Here is a 24,084-nt window from a genome sequence, read left to right as displayed (position 1 = left end):
CCCGTTGATCATTCAAGGAGCACACACATGCGCAGAAACATTCTTTGGGGCGCCACCGCCGCCGTCGTCATCCTGGCCACCGGCTGCGCCAACATGGACGATACCCAACGCCGCACCGCCACGGGCGCTGGCGTGGGGGCACTGGCGGGTGCCGTGATCGGCTCGGCCACCGGCGGCAGCGCTGGCACCGGTGCCGTGGTGGGTGCCGGCGTGGGCGCACTGGGCACCTACATCTGGTCGCAGAACATGGAGCGCCAAAAGCGCGAGATGGAGCGTGCGACCCAGGGCACCGGCATTGCCGTGACCCAGACCGCCGACAACCAGCTCATGCTCAACATCCCGAGCGACATTTCGTTCGCCGTGGGCCGCTCGGACATTCAGCCCAACTTCGCACCGGTGCTTGACCAGTTCGCCGCCGGGCTGCGCAACAACCCCAACACGGACGTGCGCATCGTGGGCCACACGGACAACACCGGCAGCGATGCCATCAACAACCCCTTGTCGGTGGACCGCGCCGCCAGCACACGCAGCTACTTGGCTGCGCGGGGCGTGGACGGCCGCCGCATCGCCATCGACGGCATGGGCGAGCGTTACCCCATCGCCACCAACGAGTCGGCCGACGGCCGCGCCCGCAACCGGCGCGTCGAGATCTTTGTGGGCGAACGCCCCCGCGGTTGATCCTCGGGGCTGACAGCCCCAGGCGCAACGACCCAGGCTCACCAGCCTGGGTTGCGCACGCCGCAGCGGCTCAGTGCAGAGCCGGCGGCTTCATTGACCTGCGCGCAGCAGGTTGGCCAGCTCGACGGCTGACTTCACCTGCATCTTGTCGAACACGCGCGAGCGGTGGACTTCCACCGTGCGCACGCTGATGTCGAGCTGATCGGCGATCAGCTTGTTCGGCAGGCCCGCGACCACCAAATCCATCACATCGCGTTCCCGCTCGGTCAGGTCGGCGAGCCGCACCTGCAGGTCGCTGCGTTCGCGCAGCTGGGCCAGGCGTGCGGCCGACTGGGCAAGGGCCTGCTCGATGCGGTCGACCAAAGCATTGTCGGAAAACGGCTTTTCGCAAAAGTCGAAGGCACCGCGCTTGACGGTGTCCACCGCGGTGGGCACGTCGGCATGGCCGGTGAGGAAGATCACCGGCATGGTGGCCAGGTCGCCCCGCACTGCCAGCAGGTCGAACAGCGCCAGCCCGCTCATGCCGGGCATGCGCACGTCCAGCAGCAGGCAGCAGGGCTGGCGCTGCGCAGGGCGGGTCTTGAGCATCGCGTCGAAGGCTTCGGCACTGTCGAACGACTCGCTGGGCAGCCTGCGCGAGCGCAGCAGCCAGGCCAGGGCCTCGCGCACGCTGGCGTCGTCGTCCACGATGTACACGGTGGCGTTGGTGATGGGTTCCATCAGGGTGGGGGCGCGGGTTGGGAGACGGGGAGCGTGAAGGTGAATACCGTACCACGCGGCTCATGGGGGGCAAAGCCGAGAAAACCGCCGTGTTGCTCGATCACCGTGCGGCACAGCGACAGGCCCAGGCCCATGCCTTCGGGCCGGGTCGTGAAGAACGGCGTGAACAGGCGGGTCGCAACGTCGGGCGGGATGCCGGTGCCCACGTCCGTCACGGCGAATTCGATCCAGCCGCTGTGCTGGTTGGAGGCCGCGCGGCGCACGCGGATGTCGAGCACGCGGTGGCGGATCTCGGGGTCGTCCATGGCCTGCATGGCGTTGCGCGCCAGGTTGAGCAGCACCTGCTCGACCATGGTGCGGTCGCACAGCACCGGCGGCAGGCCGGGCTCCACCGTGGTGTTCACGCGCACGGCGAGCTTGCGGGCCTGCAGGATGGCCAGCGGCAGGATGGCGTCGATCAGCTGCTGGGCCGACACGGCCTCGCGCGCCTGGTCGCGGCGGCGCACGAAGTCGTGCACGCTCTTGATCACCTTGCCGGCCCGCTCCGCTTGGCGGGCGATCTGCTGCATGGCCATGCGCACATCCTGCAGGCTTTCAGGCGCTGGCGTGCTGCCGGCCCCGGCGGGCGCTTCCAGCAGGTTCATCGACCCCGTCGCATAGCTCGATATGGCGGCCAGCGGCTGGTTGAGCTCGTGGCTCAGCAGCGAGGCCATCTCGCCCACGGTGGCCAGGCGTGCCGTGGCCTGCAGGCGCTCCTGCGATGCGCGCGAGAGCTCTTCCACCCGCCGTTGCTCGCTGATGTCCAGAAACGCGCTCATCCAGCCGGTGTGCTGGCCCTGGGCGTTGATGAGCGGCGCCTCGATGATGAGCACCGGGAAGCGCGTGCCGTCCTTGCGCATGAAGACCGACTCGAACCCCTCGCGCGGCGGTATGTGCTGGCCGGACAGGCGGATGGCCTGGCGCTGGCGGTACTCGTCCACCAGCTCGGGCGGCCAGTAGGGGGCGGACGCGCTCTGGCCCAGCAGCTCCTGTGCGCTGAACCCCACCATGGCGCAGAACGCCGGGTTCACGTAGGTGATGCGGCCTTCCAGGTCGCGCGCGCGCAAGCCGGTGACGAGCGAGTCTTCCATCGCCTTGCGAAACGCCAGCGCATCGGCCAGGTCGCGCTCTGCGCGCAGCCGGCGGCGGTTGTCGCGCACCAGCACCACCATCACCGTGACCAGCGCGATGGACATGGCCGTGACCAGCGCGGTGAGCACGTTGGGGAACAGGCTGGGTGCGCTGTGCCAGGTGTCCATGCGCAGAACGAGCGTGGTGCCGGGCAGGTCCAGCAGGTGCTGTGCGGTGAACATGCGCGAGCCCCTGCGCGCTGCGCCCAGCACTGCCAGGCGTGTGCCGTCGGCCTCGGTGAACGATGCCTCCTGGCTGCGCGTGAGGTTGTGCGCCACCAGGTTCACCAGCACGTCCTGCAGCGAATACGTGGCCACCAGAAAGCCGGTGTGGCGGCCCCCACCGGTCAGCGGCAGGCACAGCTCCATCATTTCAGAACCCAGGCCGTCGCCGTGGGGCTGAAAGTAGCTGCTGGAGTACGAGGGGCTGCTCAGGCGGCGTGCGTTGGTGCAGGCGATGGCGGCGTCGGACTGGTGGCCTTCGCGGATGCGCGCATCCCAGGCCACCGGCCGGTAGGGCGACTGCGCATGGGTGCGCATCCGCAGATTGGCGTCGCGCCATTCGATGCGCACCAGCTCGCGGCGGCTGCGCAGCAGCTCCGCCGCATCCACCTCCCAGGCCAGCTGGCCCGGTTCACCCGCGTGCAGGGCCTGCAGGCTCTGCAGGTTGCGCGTGAGCGCCACGCGGATGTCGGACACAGCATCGGCCGTGTCGCGCTCCAGCCGCGTCTGCACCTGGCTGGCCTCGTAGCGCCCCGCCAGCCACACCATGGTGGCCAGCATGGAGATCACCAGCAGCACCAGCAGCGTCCACAGCGACCAGCGCCGCCAGGCGCCCCGCCAGCGCCGCAACAGGGTGCGTGGCCCCAGCTTCACAAGACGCGGTGCGACAAGGACGGCAGCTGCAGGCGCACGCTGCGCAGGCGCTCAGGGTCCAGCGTGCCCTGCACCACGCCCGCGTCCTGGTCCTGTTCGGCCAGCACCACACCCCAGGGGTCCACCAGCATGGTGTGGCCCCAGGTGTGGCGGCCGTTCTCGTGCACGCCGCCCTGGGCGGGGGCCAGCACATAGGCCAGGTTCTCGACCGCGCGGGCACGCAGCAGCACCTCCCAGTGCGCCTGGCCCGTGGTGTGGGTGAAGGCGCTGGGCACCAGCAGCAGGTCGGCCCCGGCGCTGGCATGCGCGCGGTACAGCTCCGGAAACCGCAGGTCATAGCACACCGACAGCCCCACGCGCCAGGTGTGGCCGCCGCGCGATGGCAGGTCGAACTGCACGGGCGTGTCGCCCGCTTCGATCACGCGGCCTTCGTGGTACTGCTCGCGTCCGTTGTCGAAATAGAAAAGGTGGATCTTGTCGTAGCGCGCCACACAGGCGCCGCTGGGGTCGAACACCAGCGTGGTGTTGCGCACGCGCTCAGGCGTGGCCGTCTGCAGGGGCAGCGTGCCGCCCACCACCCACAGCTTCAGCTCGCGCGCCGCGGTGGCCAGAAACCGCTGGATCAGGCCTTTACCGGCGGCTTCGCCCAGGGCCAGCTTGTCGGTGTCCTTGTGGCCCATCACGCAAAAGTATTCGGGCAGCACGGCCAGCTCGGCACCGCCCTGCGCCGCCTGCTCCAGCAGGGCGCGCGCGGCGGCCAGGTTGTCTTCGAGCCGGGTGCCCGACACCATCTGAATCGCTGCAACTTGCATCATGACGTTTCTCCTGGTTTGGCCGGGGGGCTGCTGCGCGATGGGGCCTCAGCACCGGGCAGGGCATCGCGCGCACGGCGCGGCACGCGCACCACGCGCGGGTCGGACCAGGTGCCGTCGATGCGGAACTCCTGCGTGGCGGCCTCGATGAGCGGCCCACGCAGGAACACCTGCGCGAGGAAGCTTCCGAGGCCGATCACCGGGTTGATGGCGGTGGCCACCAGCGACGCCGTCATGGCGTTGATCTCGGGCACCACCACCACGCGCAGGTCCTGCGTTTCGTGGTCGATGTTGGCGCTGCCTTCCATCAGCACAGCGGCGTTCACGCCCTTCATCTGCAGGTTGTTGGTGGTGGCCACGCCCTGCTCGATGCGCACGTCGCCGCGCACGAAGTCGAACGCGAAGCCCTCGCTGAACACATCGCGGAAGTCGAGCGTCAGGCGCCGCGGCAGGGACTGCAGGCTCAGCACGCCCAGCAGCTTGGCCAGCCCCGGGTCGGCCTTGAGGAACTGGCCGGTCTCGATGTTCACGTTGATCAGGCCCGTCATGGAGCGGTAGTCGGGGCTGAAGGGCGCGCCCACCCAGGCGACCTGGCCCTCCAGCCGCCCCTTGCCGCGCCGGATCACGCCGGGCATGCTCATGCGGGTCAGCAGGTCGCCCGAGTCGCGGATGTCCAGCCGGAAGTTGAGCACCGTGCGCCGATCGGCCTCGCGCGGGCCCGAGCCCGCCGCGTTGAGCACCGCCCAGTTGCCGCTGGCGGTCAGGACGGCCTCGGGCGCGGTGATGTTGAACTTGGACAGGCGCCATTCGCGCTGCGAACCATCGCCGCCGCGGTTCTGCGCCTCGATCTCCACCCGCCCGAGCCGCTTGCCGCGCAGGTCGAAGTCGTCCACCACGATGTCGAGCGCCGGCAGGGCGCCGGGCTGCTCGTCCAGCAGCGACTCCACCTGGTTCACGTCGCTTTGCGGCATGTTCACCCGCGACAGCCGCGCGAACAGGCGGCCGTTGGGGTGATCGGCGGAGCCGGGCTGGCGGTACTCCAGGTAGCCGTTGAGTTCGGTGGCATCCAGGTTGGCGCGCCAGGTGGTGCCGTCGCGCAGCGCCCCGGCCACGATGTTGTGCAGCGTGCGCCCTTGCAGCGTGATTTCGCGCGCGCGCAGCGCGAGCGTGGTGGGCATGTAGTCCTGCGTCAGGGTCTGCGTGCCCGGGGCCGCTGCTGCCGTGGCACCAGCGGCAGAGGCCGGTGCGCGTGCCGCGGCGCCGGTGCCGGACGTGGCCTGGCTCAGCACGTCCTCCCACGCATCCACGTCCAGCCGGCCCTGGTTGATGTTGGCGGCCACGCCCTGCGCCGGCATGGGAGAGGATTCGCCGCCCGTCAGGCCGACGCCGATGGTGCCGCGCAGCACCCGCGGCTGGGGGCCGCTGATGTCGCGCACATACATGGCCGAGCCCACCGAGCCCAGGTCCACGGTGATCTGGTCGCGTAGCGGCGGGGCCTCCGCGCCGTTGCCATTGCCATTGCCATTGCCACTACCCGCGCCGGTGCCCGTGCCGTTGGTGCCCTGGCCGTGGCTGCCGTGCGTCAGGCCCGCCAGCGACTCGCGCAGCACCTGGTTTTCAAAGCGCAGGGGCAGGCTGGTCTCGGCGGTCTTGCCCAGCGGCGGCGGCAGTGCCAGCGCCAGGCCCTGCAGGCTGGTGGTCACCTGCACCTCGGGCACGCCGCGGCGAAACGACAGCGCCATCGAGTACGGCGCGCTGCCCGTGGCGCGCCGCGCCAGTTGCGACAGCAGGCCGAGCTGCGGCGCCTGCTGCAGTCCTTCGGCCGTGGCCGTGCCCTGCGCGCGCAGCTGCACGGCGGACTCGGTGGCCGGTGCGTTGGCCGGCAGCGCGCGCATGCCGCCTTCGAGCTTGACGTTGCCGCCCAGTGCCATTGCCTGCACACCCTGCAATGAAAAGCCCGTTTCCGTGAACTGCACCGCGCCGCGCGCGCGGCTCAGGGCGGGGGTGTCGGGCGTGATGCGCACGTCGTTGCCCGCCAGCGTGACGCTGCCTTGCACCTTGGATTTGTTGATGTCGCTGATGGGCAGCGACAGGCGCAGCTGCAGGTCCGCAGTGCCCGTGCCGCTGGCCTGGTCGAGCGCGCCGCCGGTCATGCGGCCCAGGGGCGATGTGGCCATGAGCGCCAGCATTTCGGGCAGGGGGCCGCGGGCATCGGCGCTGACGGCGACCACGGTGTGCGCCAGGTCCGGGATCTTGGCGTCCACCTTGGACAGCTTCAGGCCCTGGCGCCCGGCAAACGTGCCGGTGGCGCTGCGTACCTGCATGGACGAGCGCTCGAAGATCAACTCGCCCGACAGGTCGGTCAGCGCTGGCCAGGGCAGGGTGCCGGCGGGCTGCAGGCTGGGCGGAACGTAGGCGTACGTCACGTCCTTCACCCGGGCGGCAATGCGGAACTCGCCCAGCTTGGGGTCGTTGAAGGGCAGGTGGTGCAGGTCGCCCTTCACGCGGAACTGCACGTTGCTGGCACTGCCCGCCACCACTGCGTCGCGCACATAGTGGCGCGAGTCGGGAGGGATGGACAGCGGCAGGTAGCGGTGTACGCGCGTGCCGTCGGCGCGGTGCAGCGTGCCGCTCAGGTCCAGTACGCCCGGAAAGCGCGACTGGTGCGACACCTTGGCCGCGTCGCTGGTGTGCCAGGTGGCGCGGGCCTCGCCCTGCGCGTCGGCGTTGGCAAACTGCACGTCGTTGGCCTGCACCGCGATGCGGCTGCCTTCGAGCTGCCAGCGCACGTCGGCGCTCAGGCGGTCCAGCGGCAGCACCGGGTCTTCGAACACCCCGGGCAGCAGGAGCGCGCCCGAGGCAATGGTCAGCGCCGCCTTGCCGCCGCCCTGCGTCATGTCGAGGTCCACCGTGGCGCCGCGCAGGCCCAGGTGCGTGGGTGCGCCGCTGCTGGTGTCGCCCGCCAAGGCCAGGCCGCGGATGCGTCCGCGCACCTGGTATTGCTGCAGCTTCTCGAGCGGGCCTTTCCAGGTGGCCTGGATCTCGTCCACCTGCCCTTGCGGCGTGTAGGTGCGCACCGCGGTGTGCGCCGTCTCGCCCAGGGGCAGGCGGCTGGCGATCTGCGCCAGGGCCGCCAGGTCCAGCCGGTCCGCGCGGAACTCGCCCTGGGCCGGTGCCTTGGCCGTGGCATCGGTGTAGACCAGCCGCAGGTTGCCGCCGGGCCAGGCCAGGCCGTCGTCGGTCTCAAACTGCAGGGACTGCGTGGAAAACTCGAACCCGCCGTTGAGCCGGCGCCCGCCCATCCGCCCCTGGATGGATGGCAGCACCAGCGCCTGCAACTGCGGGCCCAGGGTGGCGTTGACTTCGGCCAGCGCGAGGTCGGCCGTGCCGCCCACGATCTGCCCGCGCTGCACATCCGCCCAGGCGCGTAGCGCCCCGCGGCCCTGCGCCACCTCGATGCCCACATCGGCATAGTGGCGCAGCCGCGACGCATCGACCCGCGCAAAGTGGGCATACACCTGCCCGTTCCAGTGTTTCCAGTTGCCGTCGCGGGCGCTCAGCAGCGGCGCGCGGAACAGGCCGACCACCGTGAACCGCTCGCCCCAGGCTTCGGGCGGGGTGGCATCCAGGCGCATGTGGTGGTGCCAGTTGCCATTGCGCAGCACCAGGTCCACCTTCTCCAGCGCCAGTTCGGGGGCGCCGCGCTGCTCGTCCGTCCAGCGCACCGTGCCGCCCTGGATGAACACCTCGCCCTGCGAGAAGATCCAGTCGGCCGCGGCGCTGCTGTCGCCTTGCTCCTGCGTAAAGTCCAGGCCCGCCACATGGATACGTCCCTGGGTGTCGCGCCGCACATCGAGCTCGGGTCGTTCGACATAGAGCTGCTCGAAACCGCCCTTGAGCAGCGACCGCGGCGACAGCGCCACCACCACCCGCGGCAGGCGCAGCGCGGTGCGGCCGGCGGCATCGAGCAGGGCCAGGTCCGACAGCTCGATGGACGGGATCAGCCCCTCGGTCTTGGCAGAGATCGCGCCGATCTTGACCGGAACCCCCAGAGCCCGTGCGGCATGTGCCTCCAGCTGCGGGCGGAATTCGCCGATTCGCGGCACAATCCAGCCATGAAGTGCGCCCCACGCGATGGTCACCAGCAGCCAGAAGGCCAGCAGCAAACCGAGTGACCACCGTGCGAGACCTGCCATAAATTTGAGCAGGCGTGTGGGGTGCGTGGTGGGAGCAATCATGGTCGAATTGAATGTGGCTGGAATTATGACCCGCGGCTCCGGCGCGGGTTCACTACCAACGAGTGTCCTTATGTATGTGGTCCCCGGCCATGTCTGCCATGCCATCGCCCGCCGCTGACCTGTGCTGCCTGGCCCGGCCCGAGGGGCTGCTGGCCAGCCATTCCCGCTTCTACCAGCGCCTGCACCGCCGCTACGCCGACGACCTGCCCCTGCTGCCCCCCGGCCCGCCGGTGCTGGCCACGATGGAGCAGGCCTACGAGGCCTTGCGCGCGCGCGGCGCGGACACCGGTACCGCCTTGCGCGTGGTGCGCCAGCTGGTCATGGAGCGGCTGATCCAGCTCGATTGCGATGAGGGGGCCTCGCTCGCCGACGTCACCCGCGCGGTGACCGAGCTGGCCGAACTGGCGCTCGACCGCGCCTGCCATCAGGCCCGCCAGGAACTCGATGAGCGCCACGGCGCGCCGCGCGGGCCCGAGGGCCAGCCCGTGCAGCTGTGGATCATCGGCATGGGAAAGCTGGGCGCGCGCGAGCTCAATGTGTCGAGCGACATCGACCTCATCTACGTGTACGAACACGATGGCGAAACCGCCGGCACGCCCGAGGGCCGCGGCCGCATCTCCAACCACGAATACTTCGCGCGGGCCGTCAAGTCCATCTACAGCCTGGTGGGCGACACCACCGAGCATGGCTTCGTTTTCCGCGTGGACCTGGCCCTGCGGCCCAACGGCAACTCGGGGCCGTCGGCGGTCTCGCTGCCGGCGCTGGAGGAATACCTGCAACTGCATGGCCGCGAATGGGAGCGCTTTGCCTGGCTCAAGAGCCGCGTGGTCGCTCCGCGCGACTGCATCGGGGGCACCGAGGTCCAGGCGCTGCGCGGCGTGGTGCTGCCCTTCGTGTTCCGCCGCTATCTCGACTACAGCGTGTTCGACGCCCTGCGGTCCCTGCACCGCCAGATCCGCGACCACGCCGCCAAGCGCAGCGCCGGCCACCCCGAGCGTGCCAACGACGTCAAGCTCTCGCGCGGCGGCATCCGCGAGATCGAATTCACCGTGCAGCTGCTGCAGGTGGTGCGCGGCGGGCAGTTCCCCGAGCTGCGCCGCCGGCCCACACTGGACGCGCTGCCGCGCATCGCGCAGGCCGGCCTCATGCCGCAGGAGACGGCCGATGCGCTCGCCCGGGCCTATGTCTTTTTGCGCCGCGTGGAGCACCGCATCCAGTACCTGGACGACCAGCAGACCCACGTGCTGCCCACGCGCGACGACGACCTGGCCTGGATCGCCTACACCATGGGCTACCCCGACTGCTGCGCCTTCCTGCACGAGCTCGACGCGCACCGCGAACTGGTGGCGCAGGAGTTCGACACCCTGCTGGGCGGCAGCGGCAAGAAGCAGTGCAACGGCGGCGGCTGCGGCGGCCCCCGGGCGGCTGCGCCACCGCCGCCTGAACTGGAAGGCCTGCTCGAACAACTGCCCCCCGGCTTTCGGGAGCGCGTGGCCGAATGGCGCAACCACCCGCGGGTCGAGGGCCTGCGCGACGAAGCGCGCACGCGCCTGTTCCGCCTGGTGCAGCGCACCGCGCGCTGGCTGGCCGAAGGCAAGGTGAACGAAGACGCGGCGGTGCGCCTGGTCGGCTGGCTGGAGCCACTGCTGCGGCGCGAGAGCTACCTCGCCCTGCTGCTGGAGCGCCCCTCGGTGCACGAGCACCTGCTGCACCTGCTGGGCGCCGCCAAATGGCCTGCCCGCTACATGCTGCAGCACCCTGGCGTGATCGACGAACTGGCGGGCGATGCGCTGCTGTCCGAGCGCTTCGTGGTGGAAGACTTCGAGCGCGAGCTGGCTGTGCGCCTGGCCTCGCTGCAGTCCACCGGCGAAGACGACGACGAGACCCTGCTCAACCTGCTGCGCCGCGCGCAGCACGCCGAGACCTTCCGCACCCTCGCGCGCGACGTGGAGCGGCGCATCACGGTGGAGCAGGTGGCGGACGACCTGTCCGCGCTGGCCGACAGCGTGCTGCGCATCACCGCCGACTGGTGCTGGAGCCGGGTCAAGAACCGCCACCGCGACAGCCCGCAGTTCGGCATCATCGGCTACGGCAAGCTGGGCGGCAAAGAGCTGGGCTACGGCAGCGACCTGGACATCGTCTTCGTGTTCGATGACGACGACGAACGCGCCCCCGAGGTGTATGCCGCCTTCGTGCGCAAGCTCATCAACTGGCTCACCGTGAAGACCAGCGAAGGCGATTTGTACGAGATCGACACCGCGCTGCGCCCCAACGGCAGCTCGGGCCTGCTGGTCACGAGCTTCGAGGCGTACGCCAACTACCAGCAGCGCCGCGGCAGCAACACCGCCTGGACCTGGGAGCACCAGGCCATGACGCGCGCGCGCTTCGTGATGGGCAGCGATGCGCTGCGCGAGCGCTTCGACGCGGTGCGCGAAGCCGTCATCACCTCCGAACGCGACCCGGTGGCCCTGCGCGACGAAATCGTGCTGATGCGCGAGCGCGTGCGCTCGGCCCACCCTGCCAAGGACGGGCGGTTCGACGTCAAGCACAGCCCCGGTGGCATGGTGGATGCCGAGTTTGCGGTGCAGTACCTGGTGCTGTCGCAGTCGGCTGCGCACCCCGAGCTGCGCGGCAACGTGGGCAATATCGCGCTGCTGCGGCACGCCGAACAGGTGGGGCTGCTGCCAACAAGCGTGGGCACGGCCGCGGCCGATGCGTACCGCGAACTGCGCCGCGTCCAGCACGTGGCGCGCCTGGACGAGGCACCCACGCAGGTCGCGCCGCCCGCGCTGCAGGCCGAGCGCGACGCCGTGTTCGCCCTCTGGCTGGCCGTGTTCGGCGCGGGTCTGGGGATGTAGACCGCCGACCCCGGCGTTGCCCCAGCGACAGCGGGCGGTGACAAATGGTTGCAAGTTGCCGGGGCGCCGCCGGTCTGAAAAATTCATTAATTCAAACAACTGTTTGAATTCTGGTGGTCTAATCCGGGGCCATGAGTTTTGGTGCCCACGTCATTCCTGCCGCCCAGCGCGCCGCCCGCAGCGACGGCGAAGACACGCGTGCGCGCCTGCTGCGCGCGGCCCTGCAGCTGTTCTCCGAAAAGGGCTTTGCCCAGACCTCGGTGCGCGCCATTGCCGAGGCTGCCGGCACCAACGTTGCGGCCATTGGCTACCACTTCGGTGACAAGGCGCAGCTGTACACCGCCACGTTCTACGAACCCTTTGGCAGCGGCAGCGACCTGATCCCAGTGTTCGCCGACCCCGCGCTGGACTTGACCGATGCGCTCAGCCGCTACTTCGCAGGGTTTCTGGAGCCGCTCAAGCACGACGACCTGGTCACCCAATCGGTGCGCCTGCACATCCGCGAGCTGCTGGACCCGACCCACGTCTGGCCCGAGCTGTTCGAGCGCGAGTGCCGCGCGCCCCACCTGGCCCTGGTGCAGGTGCTGCGCCGCCACATGGGCGTGACCGAGGTGGACGACGACATCCACCGGCTCGCTTTTTCGCTGGCCGGCCTGGTGATGCAGATGTGGACGCAGCGCGACGCCTTGCAGGGCATCACGCCGCAGTTGGCCACGGAAGCGGCCGTCGAGCAGTGGGTGGAGCGGCTGACCGGCTACGCCCTGGACATGGTGCGCGGCGACATCGCACGGCGGCAGGCCGACGCACCCCCGGTGCGCCCTGCACGCCGCGGTACTTCACAGACTCCGAGGACTTCGCACAAGAAGGCATCCAACACATGACAACCAGCAAGACCCGTTTTTTGTGGGCCGCCTGCCTGCCCCTGGCCCTGGGCGCCTGTGCCATCTCGCCACCGCCCGCCCAGGTGCCCGCGCCGCCGCCGGTAGCGTGGCAGGCGCCGTTGCCGCACCAGGGCTCTCTGGGAGACCTGGCGCAGTGGTGGACGCAGCTGGGCGACCCGCTGCTGGTCGAGCTGATCGACGCGGCGCAGGCCATCAGCCCCGGCGTGGCGCAGGCCCAGTCGCGCATTGCGCAGGCGCGCGCCACGCAGGTCAGCAGCCGCGCCGCGCTGCTGCCGTCGCTCGACGGCCAGGGCAATGCCAGCCGGGGTTTCAATGAACAGCTCGCGGGCATTGCCACCACGGCGCAGGCCGGGCTGCAGGCCAGCTGGGAGATCGACGTGTTCGGTGCCAACCGCGCCACCAAGGCGGCGGCCGACCAGCGGCTGGCGGGCGCCCAGGCGCTGTGGCACGAGGCCCGAGTGAGCGTGGCCGCCGAGGTCGCGCAGCAGACCAGCAGCCTGCGCACCTGCCTGGATCAACTGCGCGTGGCCGAGCGCGATACGCAGTCGCGCGGCGAGACCTCGCGGTTGTCCGACCTGAGCGAGCGCGCGGGCTTCACCGCCCCGGCCACCGCAGCGCTGGCCCGCGCCAGTGCCGCCGAAGCCCAGGCCCGCGCATCGCAGCAGCGCATGCTGTGCGATGTGGACGTGAAGACCCTGGTGGCCCTGACCGGCTGGGAAGAGCCCGCGCTGCGCGCACGCCTGTCCACCACTGCGCCTGCGGCGCCCGACACGTTGTTCAGCATCGCGGCCCTGCCCGCGCAGGTGCTGGCCCAGCGGCCCGACGTGTACAACGCCGAGCGCGAGGTCGCTGCCGCCAGCGCCGAGGTGGGCAGCGCGCAGGCGCAGCGTTACCCGCGTTTGTCGCTCAGCGGCTCGGTGGGCACGGCCTGGGTGCGCAGCGGTGGCGTGACCACCGACCTGAACACCTGGACCATCGGCCCGCTGGCGCTGAGCGTGCCCCTGTTCGACGGCGGCCGGCGCAGTGCGCAGGTGGATGCGGCGCAGGCCCGCTACGACGAGGCTGCGGCCCTGTACCGCGCCAAGGTGCGCCAGGCCGTGAGCGAGGTGGAGCAGGCGCTGGTGCGGCTGCAGAGCACGGCCGAACGCAACACCAGCGCACGCACGGCGGCGGCGGGCTACCGCACCTCGTTCGATGCGACCGAGGCCCGCTGGCGCGGCGGGCTGGCCAGCCTGGTGGAGCTGGAGGATGCGCGGCGCACGTCGCTCGCGGCCGAGAACGCGCTGGTCGCGCTGCAGCATGAACGCCAGGTGGCCTGGATCGCGCTGTACCGCGCCGCAGGCGGAGGGTGGGACGGGCAAACAGCCCTCGCCGCAGCCCCACCCACTGCTGCGGCCACCGCCGCGCGCTGAGTGACTGAAACCACGGGGAGGCCGGCCGATCGCCAGTCTCCTTTTCCTGACACCGACTGGATGAACGGACAGACAAAAATGACAACGCCAACGCAACGTTTCACGTTTTCTCCCACGGCTTTCGCCGTGATCGCCGCCTGTGTGCTGGCCGCGGGCGGCGCCCTGGTCTTCTCGGGCGCGTCGCGCGCTGCCGATGAGCCCAAGGCCAACCAGCCCCGCCCCGCGCTCACCGTGAGCACGGCCCAGCCGCAGCGCACGGCAGTGCCACTGCGCCTGGCCGCCAACGGCAATGTGGCTGCCTGGCAAGAGGCCAGCATCGGCGCCGAAAGCAACGGCCTGCGGCTGACCGATGTGCGCGTGAACGTGGGCGACGTGGTCAAGGCCGGCCAGGTGCTGGCCACCTTCTCGGCCGAGACGGTGCAGGCCGACGTGGCGCAGATGCGCGCAAGCCTGCTCGAAGCCCAGGCCAATGCGGCCGAGGCGGCGGCCAATGCCGACCGCGCGCGATCTTTGCAGGCCACGGGTGCACTGAGCCAGCAGCAGATCCAGCAATACACCACCGCCGAGAAGACGGCGCAGGCCCGGGTGGAGGCCGCCAAGGCCACGCTGAACGCGCAGCAGCTGCGTCTGAAGTACACGCAGGTGGTGGCGCCCGACAGCGGCGTGATCTCTGCCCGCACCGCCACCGTGGGTGCGGTGGTGAGCGCGGGCACCGAGCTGTTCCGCATGGTGCGCAAGGGCCGGCTGGAGTGGCGCGCGGAGGTCACGTCGACCGAGCTGCGCCGCGTGACGCCGGGGGCCAAGGTCAGCGTGACCGCGGCCAGCGGCGCCACGGCCGAAGGCACGGTGCGCATGGTCGCACCCACGGTGGACCCGCAGACCCGCAATGCGCTGGTGTACGTCGATTTGCCGGCGAACAGCGATTTCCGCGCGGGCATGTTTGCGCGCGGCGAGTTCGCGCTGGGCCAGAGCGATGCGCTCACCGTGCCGCAGGAGGCGCTGGTCGTGCGCGATGGGTTCTCGTACGTCTTCGTGGTGGGGGCCGAGCAGCGCGTGCAGATGCGCAAAGTGCAGACCGGCCGGCGCGTGGCCGACCGGGTGGAGGTGACGTCAGGCCTGGAGGCCAATGCGTCGGTGGCCGTGCGCGGGGCGGGCTTCCTGAACGACGGCGACCTGGTGCGCGTGGCGGCCCCGGTGGCTGCGCCTGCCGCACCCGCGGCACCAGCACAGCCTGCGCGCACGTCCTCCGTGCGGGATTTCAAGCCAAAAATGCACCTGGCGCGCGCTGATAAAGCGCTACCAGCTATCAATTAAGGAGCGTTCTTCATGAATGTATCCACCTGGTCCATCAAGAACCCGATACCGGCGCTGATGCTGTTCGTGCTGCTGACGTTCGGCGGCCTGCTGTCGTTCAACGCCATGAAGGTGCAGAACTTTCCGGACATCGACCTGCCCACGATTTCGGTGACCGTGGCGCTGCCTGGCGCATCGCCCGCGCAACTCGAAAACGACGTGGCGCGCAAGATCGAGAACAGCATCGCCACGCTGCAGGACTTGAAGCACATCTACACCAAGGTGCAGGACGGCGGCGCCACCATCACGGCCGAGTTCCGGCTGGAGAAGACCACGCAGGAGGCGCTCGACGACGTGCGCTCCGCCGTGGCCCGCGTGCGCGGCGACCTGCCCGGCGATGTGCGCGACCCCATCGTGACCAAGATGGACCTGGCCGCGCAGCCGGTGCTGGCGTTCACCATCGCCTCCACCCGCATGGACGACGAGGCGCTGTCGTGGTTCGTGGACGATGCCGTCGCCAAGAAGCTCCTGGCCGTGCGCGGCGTGGGCGCGGTCAACCGCGTGGGCGGTGTGCAGCGCCAGGTCAACGTGTCGCTCGACCCGGTGAAGCTGCAGGCGCTCAACGCGTCGGCCGCCGACATATCGCGCCAGCTGCGGCTGGTGCAGACCGAAAGCGCCGGCGGCCGCACCGACCTGGGCGGCAGCGAGCAGCCCGTGCGCACGCTGGCCACCGTGCAGTCGGCGCAGGAACTCGCGGGCCTCACGCTCGCGCTGTCCGACGGCCGCCATGTGCGGCTCGACCAGGTGGCCACCGTGTCCGACACCATTGCCGAGCCGCGTGCGCTGGCCATGCTCAACGGCAAGCCCGTGGTGGGCTTCGAGGTGGCGCGCAGCAAGGGCGCGAGCGAGGTCGAAGTGGGCGGCGCGGTGCAGACCGCGCTCAAGGAGCTGCGCGAGCAGCACCCCGACCTCGAAATCACCGAGGCCTTCAACTTCGTGCAGCCGGTGCAGGAGGAATACGACGGCTCCATGCACCTGCTGTATGAAGGTGCCCTGCTGGCCGTGCTGGTGGTGTGGCTCTTCCTGCGCGATTGGCGTGCCACGTTCGTCTCGGCCGTGGCACTGCCGCTGTCGGTGATCCCGGCGTTCATCGGCATGCATCTGCTGGGCTTTTCGATCAACGTGATCACGCTGCTGGCGATGTCGCTGGTGGTGGGCATCCTGGTGGACGATGCCATCGTGGAGGTGGAGAACATCGTGCGCCACCTGCGCATGGGCAAGACGCCCTACCAGGCGGCCATGGAGGCGGCCGACGAGATCGGCCTGGCGGTGGTTGCCACCACGTTCACGCTGATTGCGGTGTTCCTGCCCACGGCCTTCATGAGCGGCATCGCGGGCAAGTTCTTCAAGCAGTTCGGCTGGACGGCTTCGCTCGCGGTGTTCGCCAGCCTGGTGGTGGCGCGGGTGCTCACGCCCATGATGGCGGCGTACATCCTCAAACCCATCGTGGACGAGCACAAGGACCCGCGCTGGATGACGGTGTACCTGCGCTGGGCGTCCTGGTGCGTCAAGCACCGCTGGATCACCTTCATTGCCACCGGCGCGTTCTTCATCGGCTCGCTCGCGCTGATCCCGCTGCTCCCCACGGGCTTCATCCCGCCGGACGACAACTCGCAGACCCAGGTGTACCTGGAGCTGCCTCCGGGCGCCACGCTGGCCCAGACCCGCGCCGTGTCCGAAGACGCGCGTGAGCGCATCGCCAAGGTCGAGCACGTGAAAAGCGTTTACACCACCATCGGCGGCGGCTCGGCCGGGGCCGACCCCTTCATGGGCGGCGCCGGGGCCGAGACGCGCAAGGCCACGCTCACCATCCTGCTGGCCGAGCGCGGCGACCGGCCGCGCAAGCAGGGCATCGAAAACCACATCCGCGCCGCGCTGGAGACGCTGCCGGGCGTGCGCAGCAAGGTGGGCCTGGGCGGCTCGGGCGAGAAGTACGTGCTGGTGCTCTCGGGCGACGACCCGCAGGCGCTGACCACGGCGGCCCTCGCGGTCGAAAAAGACCTTCGCACCATCCCCGGCCTGGGCAGCATCTCGTCCACCGCCAGCCTGGTGCGCTCTGAAATTGCGGTGCGCCCGGACTTCGCGCGTGCCGCCGACCTGGGCGTGACCAGCAGCGCCATCGCCGAGACCCTGCGCATCGCCACCGTGGGCGACTACGACGTGTCGCTGCCCAAGCTCAACCTGGCATCCCGCCAGGTGCCCATCGTGGTCAAGCTGCAGGACGACGCGCGCCAAGACCTGTCGCTGCTCGAGCGCCTGTCGGTGCCGGGCAGCAAGGGCCCGGTGATGCTCGGCCAGGTGGCCACGCTGGAGTTCAGCGGCGGCCCGGCCGTGGTGGACCGCTACGACCGCGCGCGCAACGTGAACTTCGAGATCGAGCTGTCGGGCCAGCCGCTGGGCGACGTGACCAAGGCCGTGGAGGCGCTGCCCTCCATCAAGAACCTGCCGGCCGGCGTGCGCCAGATCACCATCGGCGACGCCGAGATGATGGGCGAGCTGTTCGCCAGCTTCGGCCTGGCCATGCTCACCGGCGTGCTGTGCATCTACATCGTGCTGGTGCTGCTGTTCAAGGACTTCCTGCACCCGGTGACGATTCTGGCGGCGCTGCCGCTGTCGCTGGGCGGCGCGTTCGTGGGCTTGCTAATCGCGCAAAAGAGCTTCTCCATGCCCTCGCTCATCGGGCTGATCATGCTCATGGGCATCGCCACCAAGAACTCTATCCTGCTGGTCGAGTACGCCATCCTGGCGCGGCGCGAGCACGGCCTGACGCGCTTCGAGGCGCTGATCGACGCCTGCCACAAGCGGGCGCGGCCCATCATCATGACCACGCTGGCCATGGGCGCGGGCATGATGCCCATCGCCCTGGGCATTGGCGCTGCGGACGCGAGCTTTCGCTCGCCGATGGCGGTGGCCGTGATCGGCGGCCTGATCACCTCCACGCTGCTGAGCCTGCTGGTCATCCCGGCCGTGTTCACCGGCGTGGATGACGTGGGCCAGTGGTTCGGGCGCACGATGCGCAGGCTGCGCGGCGGGCATCACGACACACCGCCCGCAGCGCCGCAAACGCCACCAGCCACGCATTGATAGCACGCACTTACATTCCGGGTGGTTCTTTCGGCAGAAAAGCCGGGAAATCACCCGGCAGGCGATGCGTTTGATGGGGGGCGGGCGTTAGATAATGTAACGAGCACCATGAACCTCGTCAGCCTCAACATCGAATCCATCCAGCTCGGCCAGCCGCTGCCTTTTGTGCTGCGCGGGGCCGACGGCACCCTGCTGGCGCAAAAGGGCTACATCATCCGCACCCGCGAAGAGCTGGCCAAGATGGTTGCCCGGGGCCGCCAGCTGTGCGTGGACACCGACGAGTCCGGCGGCAGCCACCGCGCCTACCTGGCGCAGCTGCAGCGCATGCTGAACGCCGACACCAACCTGGGCGAGATCGCCGCGATGAAGATGACGGCGGCCGAGGACTCGGCCGCGCGCGCCCGGGGCGGCCGGGTGCTGCCCGACTGGCCCGAGCTGCAGCTGCGGGCCACGCAGTTGTTGCGGTCACCGTCGCCCACGGACTTCGGCGGCCGGTTCCAGGCCCTGCACGACGAGCTCTCGCGCCACTGCGAGCAGACGCCGGACGCGACGCTGCTGGCCATGATTTACCTGTCGGCGCAGGAAACGCGCATGTACAGCGGCACCCATGCGATGCTGGTCAGCTGCGTGTGCATGGTGGTCGCGCGGGAGATGCTGCGCTGGCCCGAGGCGCGCGTGCAGCAGCTGGGCCAGGCGGCGCTGAGCATGAACATCGCGATGACCGAGCTGCAAGACCAGCTCGCCCAGCAGACCCACCCGCTCACCGCCGAACAGATATCGGCGGTGGAAGACCACGCTGCGCGCTCCGAGGCCCTGCTGCGCAGCCTGGGCGTGTCCGACCCGCTGTGGCTGGAGGCCGTGCGCTGCCACCACCACCGCACCCCCGGCCCCCTGGCCAAGAAGACCGAAGCCCAGCAGATGGCGCGCCTGCTGCAGCGGGCCGACATCTTCGGCGCGCGCATGGCGCCGCGTGCGGCCCGCCCCCCCATGCCGGCCACCGCGGCCATGCAGGCGAGCTACTACGACGAGGAGCACCAGGTGGACGAAGCCGGCGCGGCCCTCGTCAAGACCCTGGGCGTGTACCCCCCGGGTTCCTTCGTGCGCCTGGCCAGCCAGGAGGTGGGTGTGGTCATCCGCCGCGGCACCACGGCCACGACGCCCAAGGTGGCGGTGGTGACCAACCGCGAAGGCATGCCCACGGGCGAGCCCATCCCCCGCGACACCGGCATGCCACCCTGGAAGGTCACGGGCGTGGTGGCCTTCAAGGATGTGCGGGTCAAGCTCTCGCTCGACCGCCTGCTGAGCCTGGGCTGACCCGCCGGCGCCGACGGACGGACAGATACACCTGCGGCCTGTGCAATCGGCCAGCGCCCCTCGTGCTCACGCGGTGCGGTGCGGTGCGGTGCGGTGCGGCGCCGGTACGCCGCGGTGCGCGGCGCCCTCTCCACAGACTTTGATCCCCTTGCGGCATGGTGGCCGCATCCATGGGGCCGGCTGCTGCGTACATGATGCAGGTGCCGCGTGATCCACACCGATTCCGGGATCCGCACCCAGACGTAACCAATCGGTATAAATAAAAACTCATGTGGACAAAAAATAATGGAGCGGTTAAATTGGCCGCACCGACCTGTGCTGGAAGCCCTATGACCACCTTTTTGCTACGACCCGTTCCCGCCGCCGCCCTCGCGCTGGCCGCCGCCTTCGGGCCCGGGGCCTGGGCCCAGCCAGCCGCGCAGCAGGCGCCCGGTGCGGCTGCAACGGTGGCGCCAGCCGGCTGCCCCGCCACGCTGCAGCACACCTTCCTGCGCCTGCAGGACGAAAAGCCGCAATCCCTGTGCCAGTACAGCGGCAAGGTGGTGCTCGTGGTCAACACCGCCAGCTTCTGCGGATTCACCGGCCAGTACAAGGGGCTCGAAGAGCTGTACGCCCGTTACAAGGACAAGGGCCTGGTCGTGCTGGGCTTCCCGTCCAACGATTTCTCGCAGGAGTCCGGCAGCAACCAGCAGGTCGCCGATTTCTGCGAAAGCACCTTCGGCGTGAAATTCCCCATGTTCGCCAAGAGCAGCGTGAAGGGCGCTGAGGCGTCGCCCCTGTTTCGCCAGCTGGCCGAACTCTCCGGCACGGCCCCGCGCTGGAACTTCCACAAATACCTGCTGGGCCGCGATGGCAAGCTGGTCGACCAGTACTCCAGCCTGACCGCGCCCGACAACCAGGGCCTGGTGCGCGCCATCGAGCAGCAACTGGCGGTGGCCCCCGCACGGTGATTGACATGCTTTCTTTACGTTTCTTTAAAAAAAACCTGTCCGAAGGCTGGAACTTCGGCGGGACAGCCCCACTCTATTTCTTGCGCAACACGATTGCGCGACGTACAGTTTTAGTGTTGCGAAGCCTTTCGGGCCCCCGGGTTCCGACTGATCTCCTGGAGCGCTTCTCCTCCCTCCCTCTCTTATTCGTTTCGGGACGCTTCGCAACCTTTTTATTCCGTGACCCGGCCAGAGGGGGCCGGCCATGAAGATCGCCATCATCGGCTCCGGCATCTCCGGGCTCACTGTCGCGCACGAGCTGCGCGGGCATGCGGACATCACCCTTTTCGAGGCCGGCGACTACTTCGGCGGCCACACCCACACGGTCGACGTGACGCTGCCCGATGCCTGGGGCAACCCGGTCACGCACGGCGTGGACACAGGGTTTCTGGTCTTCAACGAGCGCACCTACCCGGGTTTGATCAGCCTGCTGGCCGAGCTGGGGGTCGAGACCTCCAAGTCCGACATGTCGTTTTCGGTGCAGGTGCCCGGCGCGCTGCGTGGCCGCACGCTGGAGTGGAGCGGCACCAATCTGTCCACCGTGTTCGCGCAGCGGTCCAACCTGCTGAACCCCCGCTTTTGGGGCATGCTGCGCGACCTGCTGCGCTTCAACAAGCTGTGTACCGGCATCGCACAAGCCAATGCCGAAGCGGCCTTGATGCAGCCACTGGGCGACTTCCTGAAGGAGCACCGCTTTGGCGACGCGTTCCGTGACTGGTACTTCCTGCCCATGCTCGGCTGCATCTGGAGCTGCCCGACCGACCAGATGCTGAAATTCCCCGTGGCGACGATGATCCGGTTCTGCCACAACCACGGGCTGATGCAGGTGAGCCAGCGGCCCCAGTGGTGGACGGTGTCGGGCGGTGCCTGGCACTATGTGGAAAAAATCGTGGCGGGCATTGCCGACAAGCGCCTGTCCACCCCCGTGCGCCGTGTGGAGCGCGACGCAGACGGCGTACGTGTGGTCACCGACCGGCATACCGAGCACTTCGACAAGGTGGTGCTGGCCACGCACTCGGACCAGTCGCTCGCGCTGCTGGAGCAGCCCACGGTGCAAGAGCGCACCGTGCTGGGCGCCATTCGTTACCAGGCCAACCGCGCCGTGCTGCACACCGACACGGCCGTGCTGCCCCGCGTGCGCAGTGCCTGGGCCGCCTGGAACTACGAGCGCGCCGCCGAAGGCCACCGCGAGTCGGCCCGTGTGTGCCTGCACTACCTCATCAACCAGCTGCAGCCCGTGCCGTTCGCTCAGCCCGTGGTCGTGTCGCTCAACCCGCTGCGCGAGATTGCGCCGGAGCACGTGATCGGCAGCTACGACTACGCCCACCCGGTGTTCGACCTGGCGGCCATCCGCGCCCAGCGGGGTGTGGAGCAGCTGCAGGGCCAGTCCCACACCTGGTTCTGCGGCGCATGGACGGGCTACGGCTTCCACGAAGACGGCCTGCAGTCGGGCCTGGCGGTGGCCAGGCAACTGCGCGCCAACCTGCCCACCGCATGGGCGAAGGCGGCCTGATGAGCACGCCGGGCGCTCCCGCACCCCTGATCGGCTTCGGCCAGGTGCGCCACACCCGGCTGCGCCCGCAGCGGCACGCGTTCGCCTACCCCACGTTCTTCCTGATGCTGCCGCTGCGCAGCCTGGCGGGCGGGGCCGGCGCGGCTGCGGGGGCACCCGGCCCGCTCGCGGTCAACCGCCGGGGCCTGATCAGCTTTCACGATTCCGACCACGGCGACGGCCGCAGTGCCGCCCAGGGCGGTGCCCTCGCCTGGGTGCAGGAGCTGCTGCGCGCCGAGGGCATCGCAGACGCGGACGGCGAGGTCTGGCTGCACTGCTACCCGCGCGTGCTGGGCTACACCTTCAAGCCGGTGAGCTTCTGGTACTGCCACCGCGCCGACGGCAGCCTGCGCGCCATCGTGGTCGAGGTCAACAACACTTTCGGCGAGCGCCACTGCTACCTGCTCGATGCGCCGCGCTACGGCGTGGAGCTTGCAGCGCGCAAGGTGTTCCACGTGTCGCCGTTCTGCGAGGTGAGCGGCGGGTACCGGTTCCGCTTCATGCGCACCCTGGCCGCGTGGGCCGGAGCGCCCACCGACACCGATTCCGTTGCCGCGGGCCGCACCGTGGTGCGCATCGACTACGACGACGCGGCCGGCCCGCTGCTGCAGACCAGCGTGAGCGGCACCCTGCACCCCATCACCGACAAGACGCTGCGCCGGGCCCTGTGGGGCTACCCGGCCATGACGCTGGCCGTGATCGCCCGCATCCACTGGCAGGCGCTGCAGCTGTGGCTCAAGCGCGTGCGCTTTTACAGCAAGCCCGCAGCGCCGGCCTCCACCGTGACCCGCTGAACTGCTGAAACGTTGACCACCGAACCATCGAATCGCCGGCCCTTGGAACGCACCCACCGCAAACCGCACGAGATGACCGCCATGAACACCTCCAGCACTACCGCCCGCCGCCCGGCCATCGACCTGCCCCAGGGCACGCCCGCCGCCGCCCGCACGGCCCTGAAGCTCTTGCAGCGGCTGCAGCACGGCAGCCTGACGGTGCAGCTGCCCGACGGCACGCTGCAGCACTTCGGCCACGGGGGCGGGCCCACCGCCGCCATCACGCTCAAGAACTGGAACGTGTGCAGCGCCGCGCTCAAGTCCGGCGACATCGGCTTTGCCGAGAGCTACATCGCCGGCGACTGGACCACGCCGCACCTCACCGACCTGCTCAAGGTCTTCATCGCCAACCGCCAGCAGGTCGAAGGCGTGATCTACGGCACCTGGGCCGGGCGGCTGCTGTACCGCATCAAGCACCTGCTCAACCGCAACACCCGCGCCAACAGCCAGAAGAACATCCACGCCCACTACGACCTGGGCAACGCGTTCTACCAGCTGTGGCTGGACGACACCATGAACTACTCGTCCGCCTGGTTCGAAGGGCAGGCCGGCGGCGACATGCGTGCCGCCCAGCACGCCAAGGTGCGCCGCGCGCTGCGCATGGCCGGCGTGCAGCCTGGCCACCGCGTGCTGGAGATCGGCTGCGGCTGGGGGGCGCTGGCCGAGATGGCGGTGACCGAGTTCGACGCGTCGGTCACCGGGGTCACGCTGTCCACGGAGCAACTGGCCTTCGCCCAGGACCGCATGGCGCAATGCGACCGCGCGCAGCGGGCGGACCTGCGCCTGCAGGACTACCGCGACATCACCGACGGCCCGTACGACGCCGTGTGCTCCATCGAGATGATCGAGGCCGTGGGCCGCGAGTACTGGCCCACATACTTCCAGGCGGTGCAGCGCCTGCTCAAGCCCGGCGGCCGTGCCTGCGTGCAGAGCATCGTCATCGACGACAGCCTGTTTGCGCGCTACATCAGCTCCACCGACTTCATCCAGCAGTACATCTTCCCGGGCGGCTGCCTGCCCTGCCCGCGCGAGTTCCGCCGCGAGGCGGAGGCCGCCGGCCTGCGCGTGGTGGACGAATTCGCGTTCGGGCAGGACTACGCCGAGACGCTCAAGCGCTGGCGCGAACGCTTCCTGGCCCAGCGCACGCAGATCCTGCAGCTCGGGTTCGACCAGCGCTTCATGCACATCTGGGAGTTCTACCTGGCCTACTGCGAAGCGGCCTTTGCCATGGGCAACATCGACCTGGTGCAGTACACGCTGGTCAAGGACTGACCGGCCAGCCCCGGAGGCACAC

General features: G+C 69.6%; 15 protein-coding genes. 11 read left to right on the top strand and 4 right to left on the bottom strand.

Going from position 1 to position 24,084, the window contains the following annotated elements; genetic code table 11:
• The first annotated feature begins 27 nt into the window (after positions 1–27).
• Positions 28–678: an OmpA family protein gene (locus tag ASF16_RS19520; RefSeq protein ID WP_056171279.1), complete on the top strand. Its 651-nt coding sequence runs from the start codon at positions 28–30 to the stop codon at positions 676–678.
• 90 nt (positions 679–768) lie between these two features.
• Here the strand turns inward: ASF16_RS19520 and ASF16_RS19515 are convergent, their stop codons facing one another.
• From ASF16_RS19515 to ASF16_RS19500, 4 genes are read right to left on the bottom strand one after another with little or no spacing between them, the layout of a single operon-like run.
• Positions 769–1,398 (bottom strand): response regulator transcription factor, encoded by a 630-nt coding sequence (locus ASF16_RS19515; protein WP_056171277.1) that lies wholly within the window; start codon positions 1,396–1,398, stop codon positions 769–771.
• Positions 1,398–3,443, bottom strand: coding sequence for a nitrogen regulation protein NR(II) (locus ASF16_RS19510; RefSeq protein WP_056171275.1), 2,046 nt, complete (start codon positions 3,441–3,443; stop codon positions 1,398–1,400). Before ASF16_RS19510 ends, ASF16_RS19515 begins: the two co-directional genes overlap by 1 nt.
• On the bottom strand, positions 3,440–4,255 hold the full coding sequence (locus ASF16_RS19505; RefSeq protein WP_056171715.1) for a carbon-nitrogen hydrolase family protein: 816 nt from the start codon (positions 4,253–4,255) through the stop codon (positions 3,440–3,442). The genes ASF16_RS19510 and ASF16_RS19505 overlap by 4 nt, the downstream gene beginning before the upstream one ends.
• Positions 4,255–8,493 carry a YhdP family protein gene (locus ASF16_RS19500; protein ID WP_056171274.1) on the bottom strand — a complete coding sequence of 1,413 codons (4,239 nt, stop codon included), beginning with the start codon at positions 8,491–8,493 and terminating at the stop codon, positions 4,255–4,257. The genes ASF16_RS19505 and ASF16_RS19500 overlap by 1 nt, the downstream gene beginning before the upstream one ends.
• A gap of 98 nt (positions 8,494–8,591) precedes the next feature.
• On the opposite strand from ASF16_RS19500, the gene glnE reads away from it, so the two are divergent.
• The 10 genes from glnE (at position 8,592) to ASF16_RS19450 (ending at position 24,062) form a co-directional block, all read left to right on the top strand.
• A complete protein-coding gene (gene glnE, locus ASF16_RS19495; RefSeq protein ID WP_056171713.1) occupies positions 8,592–11,351 on the top strand; it encodes a bifunctional [glutamate--ammonia ligase]-adenylyl-L-tyrosine phosphorylase/[glutamate--ammonia-ligase] adenylyltransferase in 2,760 nt (919 codons plus the stop codon).
• A 131-nt stretch (positions 11,352–11,482) separates the two neighbouring features.
• On the top strand, positions 11,483–12,232 hold the full coding sequence (locus ASF16_RS19490; protein WP_056171272.1) for a TetR/AcrR family transcriptional regulator: 750 nt from the start codon (positions 11,483–11,485) through the stop codon (positions 12,230–12,232).
• Positions 12,229–13,665 (top strand): efflux transporter outer membrane subunit, encoded by a 1,437-nt coding sequence (locus tag ASF16_RS19485; RefSeq protein ID WP_056171270.1) that lies wholly within the window; start codon positions 12,229–12,231, stop codon positions 13,663–13,665. The genes ASF16_RS19490 and ASF16_RS19485 overlap by 4 nt, the downstream gene beginning before the upstream one ends.
• Before the next feature lie 78 nt (positions 13,666–13,743).
• A complete protein-coding gene (locus ASF16_RS19480; protein ID WP_056171268.1) occupies positions 13,744–14,979 on the top strand; it encodes an efflux RND transporter periplasmic adaptor subunit in 1,236 nt (411 codons plus the stop codon).
• A 12-nt stretch (positions 14,980–14,991) separates the two neighbouring features.
• The gene (locus ASF16_RS19475; protein ID WP_056171266.1) at positions 14,992–18,102 is read left to right on the top strand and encodes an efflux RND transporter permease subunit; all 3,111 of its coding nucleotides are present in this window, start codon (positions 14,992–14,994) and stop codon (positions 18,100–18,102) included.
• 108 nt (positions 18,103–18,210) lie between these two features.
• Positions 18,211–19,416, top strand: a complete 1,206-nt coding sequence (locus tag ASF16_RS19470; RefSeq protein ID WP_056171264.1) for an HD-GYP domain-containing protein — start codon at positions 18,211–18,213, stop codon at positions 19,414–19,416.
• A gap of 329 nt (positions 19,417–19,745) precedes the next feature.
• Positions 19,746–20,366: a glutathione peroxidase gene (locus ASF16_RS19465; RefSeq protein ID WP_056171262.1), complete on the top strand. Its 621-nt coding sequence runs from the start codon at positions 19,746–19,748 to the stop codon at positions 20,364–20,366.
• A 244-nt stretch (positions 20,367–20,610) separates the two neighbouring features.
• Positions 20,611–21,918, top strand: coding sequence for an NAD(P)/FAD-dependent oxidoreductase (locus ASF16_RS19460; RefSeq protein WP_056171259.1), 1,308 nt, complete (start codon positions 20,611–20,613; stop codon positions 21,916–21,918).
• Positions 21,900–22,751, top strand: coding sequence for a DUF1365 domain-containing protein (locus ASF16_RS19455; RefSeq protein ID WP_369817180.1), 852 nt, complete (start codon positions 21,900–21,902; stop codon positions 22,749–22,751). Before ASF16_RS19460 ends, ASF16_RS19455 begins: the two co-directional genes overlap by 19 nt.
• An 81-nt stretch (positions 22,752–22,832) precedes the next feature.
• Positions 22,833–24,062: a cyclopropane-fatty-acyl-phospholipid synthase family protein gene (locus ASF16_RS19450; protein ID WP_056171708.1), complete on the top strand. Its 1,230-nt coding sequence runs from the start codon at positions 22,833–22,835 to the stop codon at positions 24,060–24,062.
• Positions 24,063–24,084 lie beyond the last annotated feature (22 nt).

The organism is Acidovorax sp. Leaf78 (genome assembly GCF_001422735.1).
GTDB lineage: Bacteria > Pseudomonadota > Gammaproteobacteria > Burkholderiales > Burkholderiaceae_C > Acidovorax.
The sequence above is the reverse complement of the archived record's forward strand: the minus strand, read 5'-3'. Positions and strand labels throughout refer to the sequence as shown.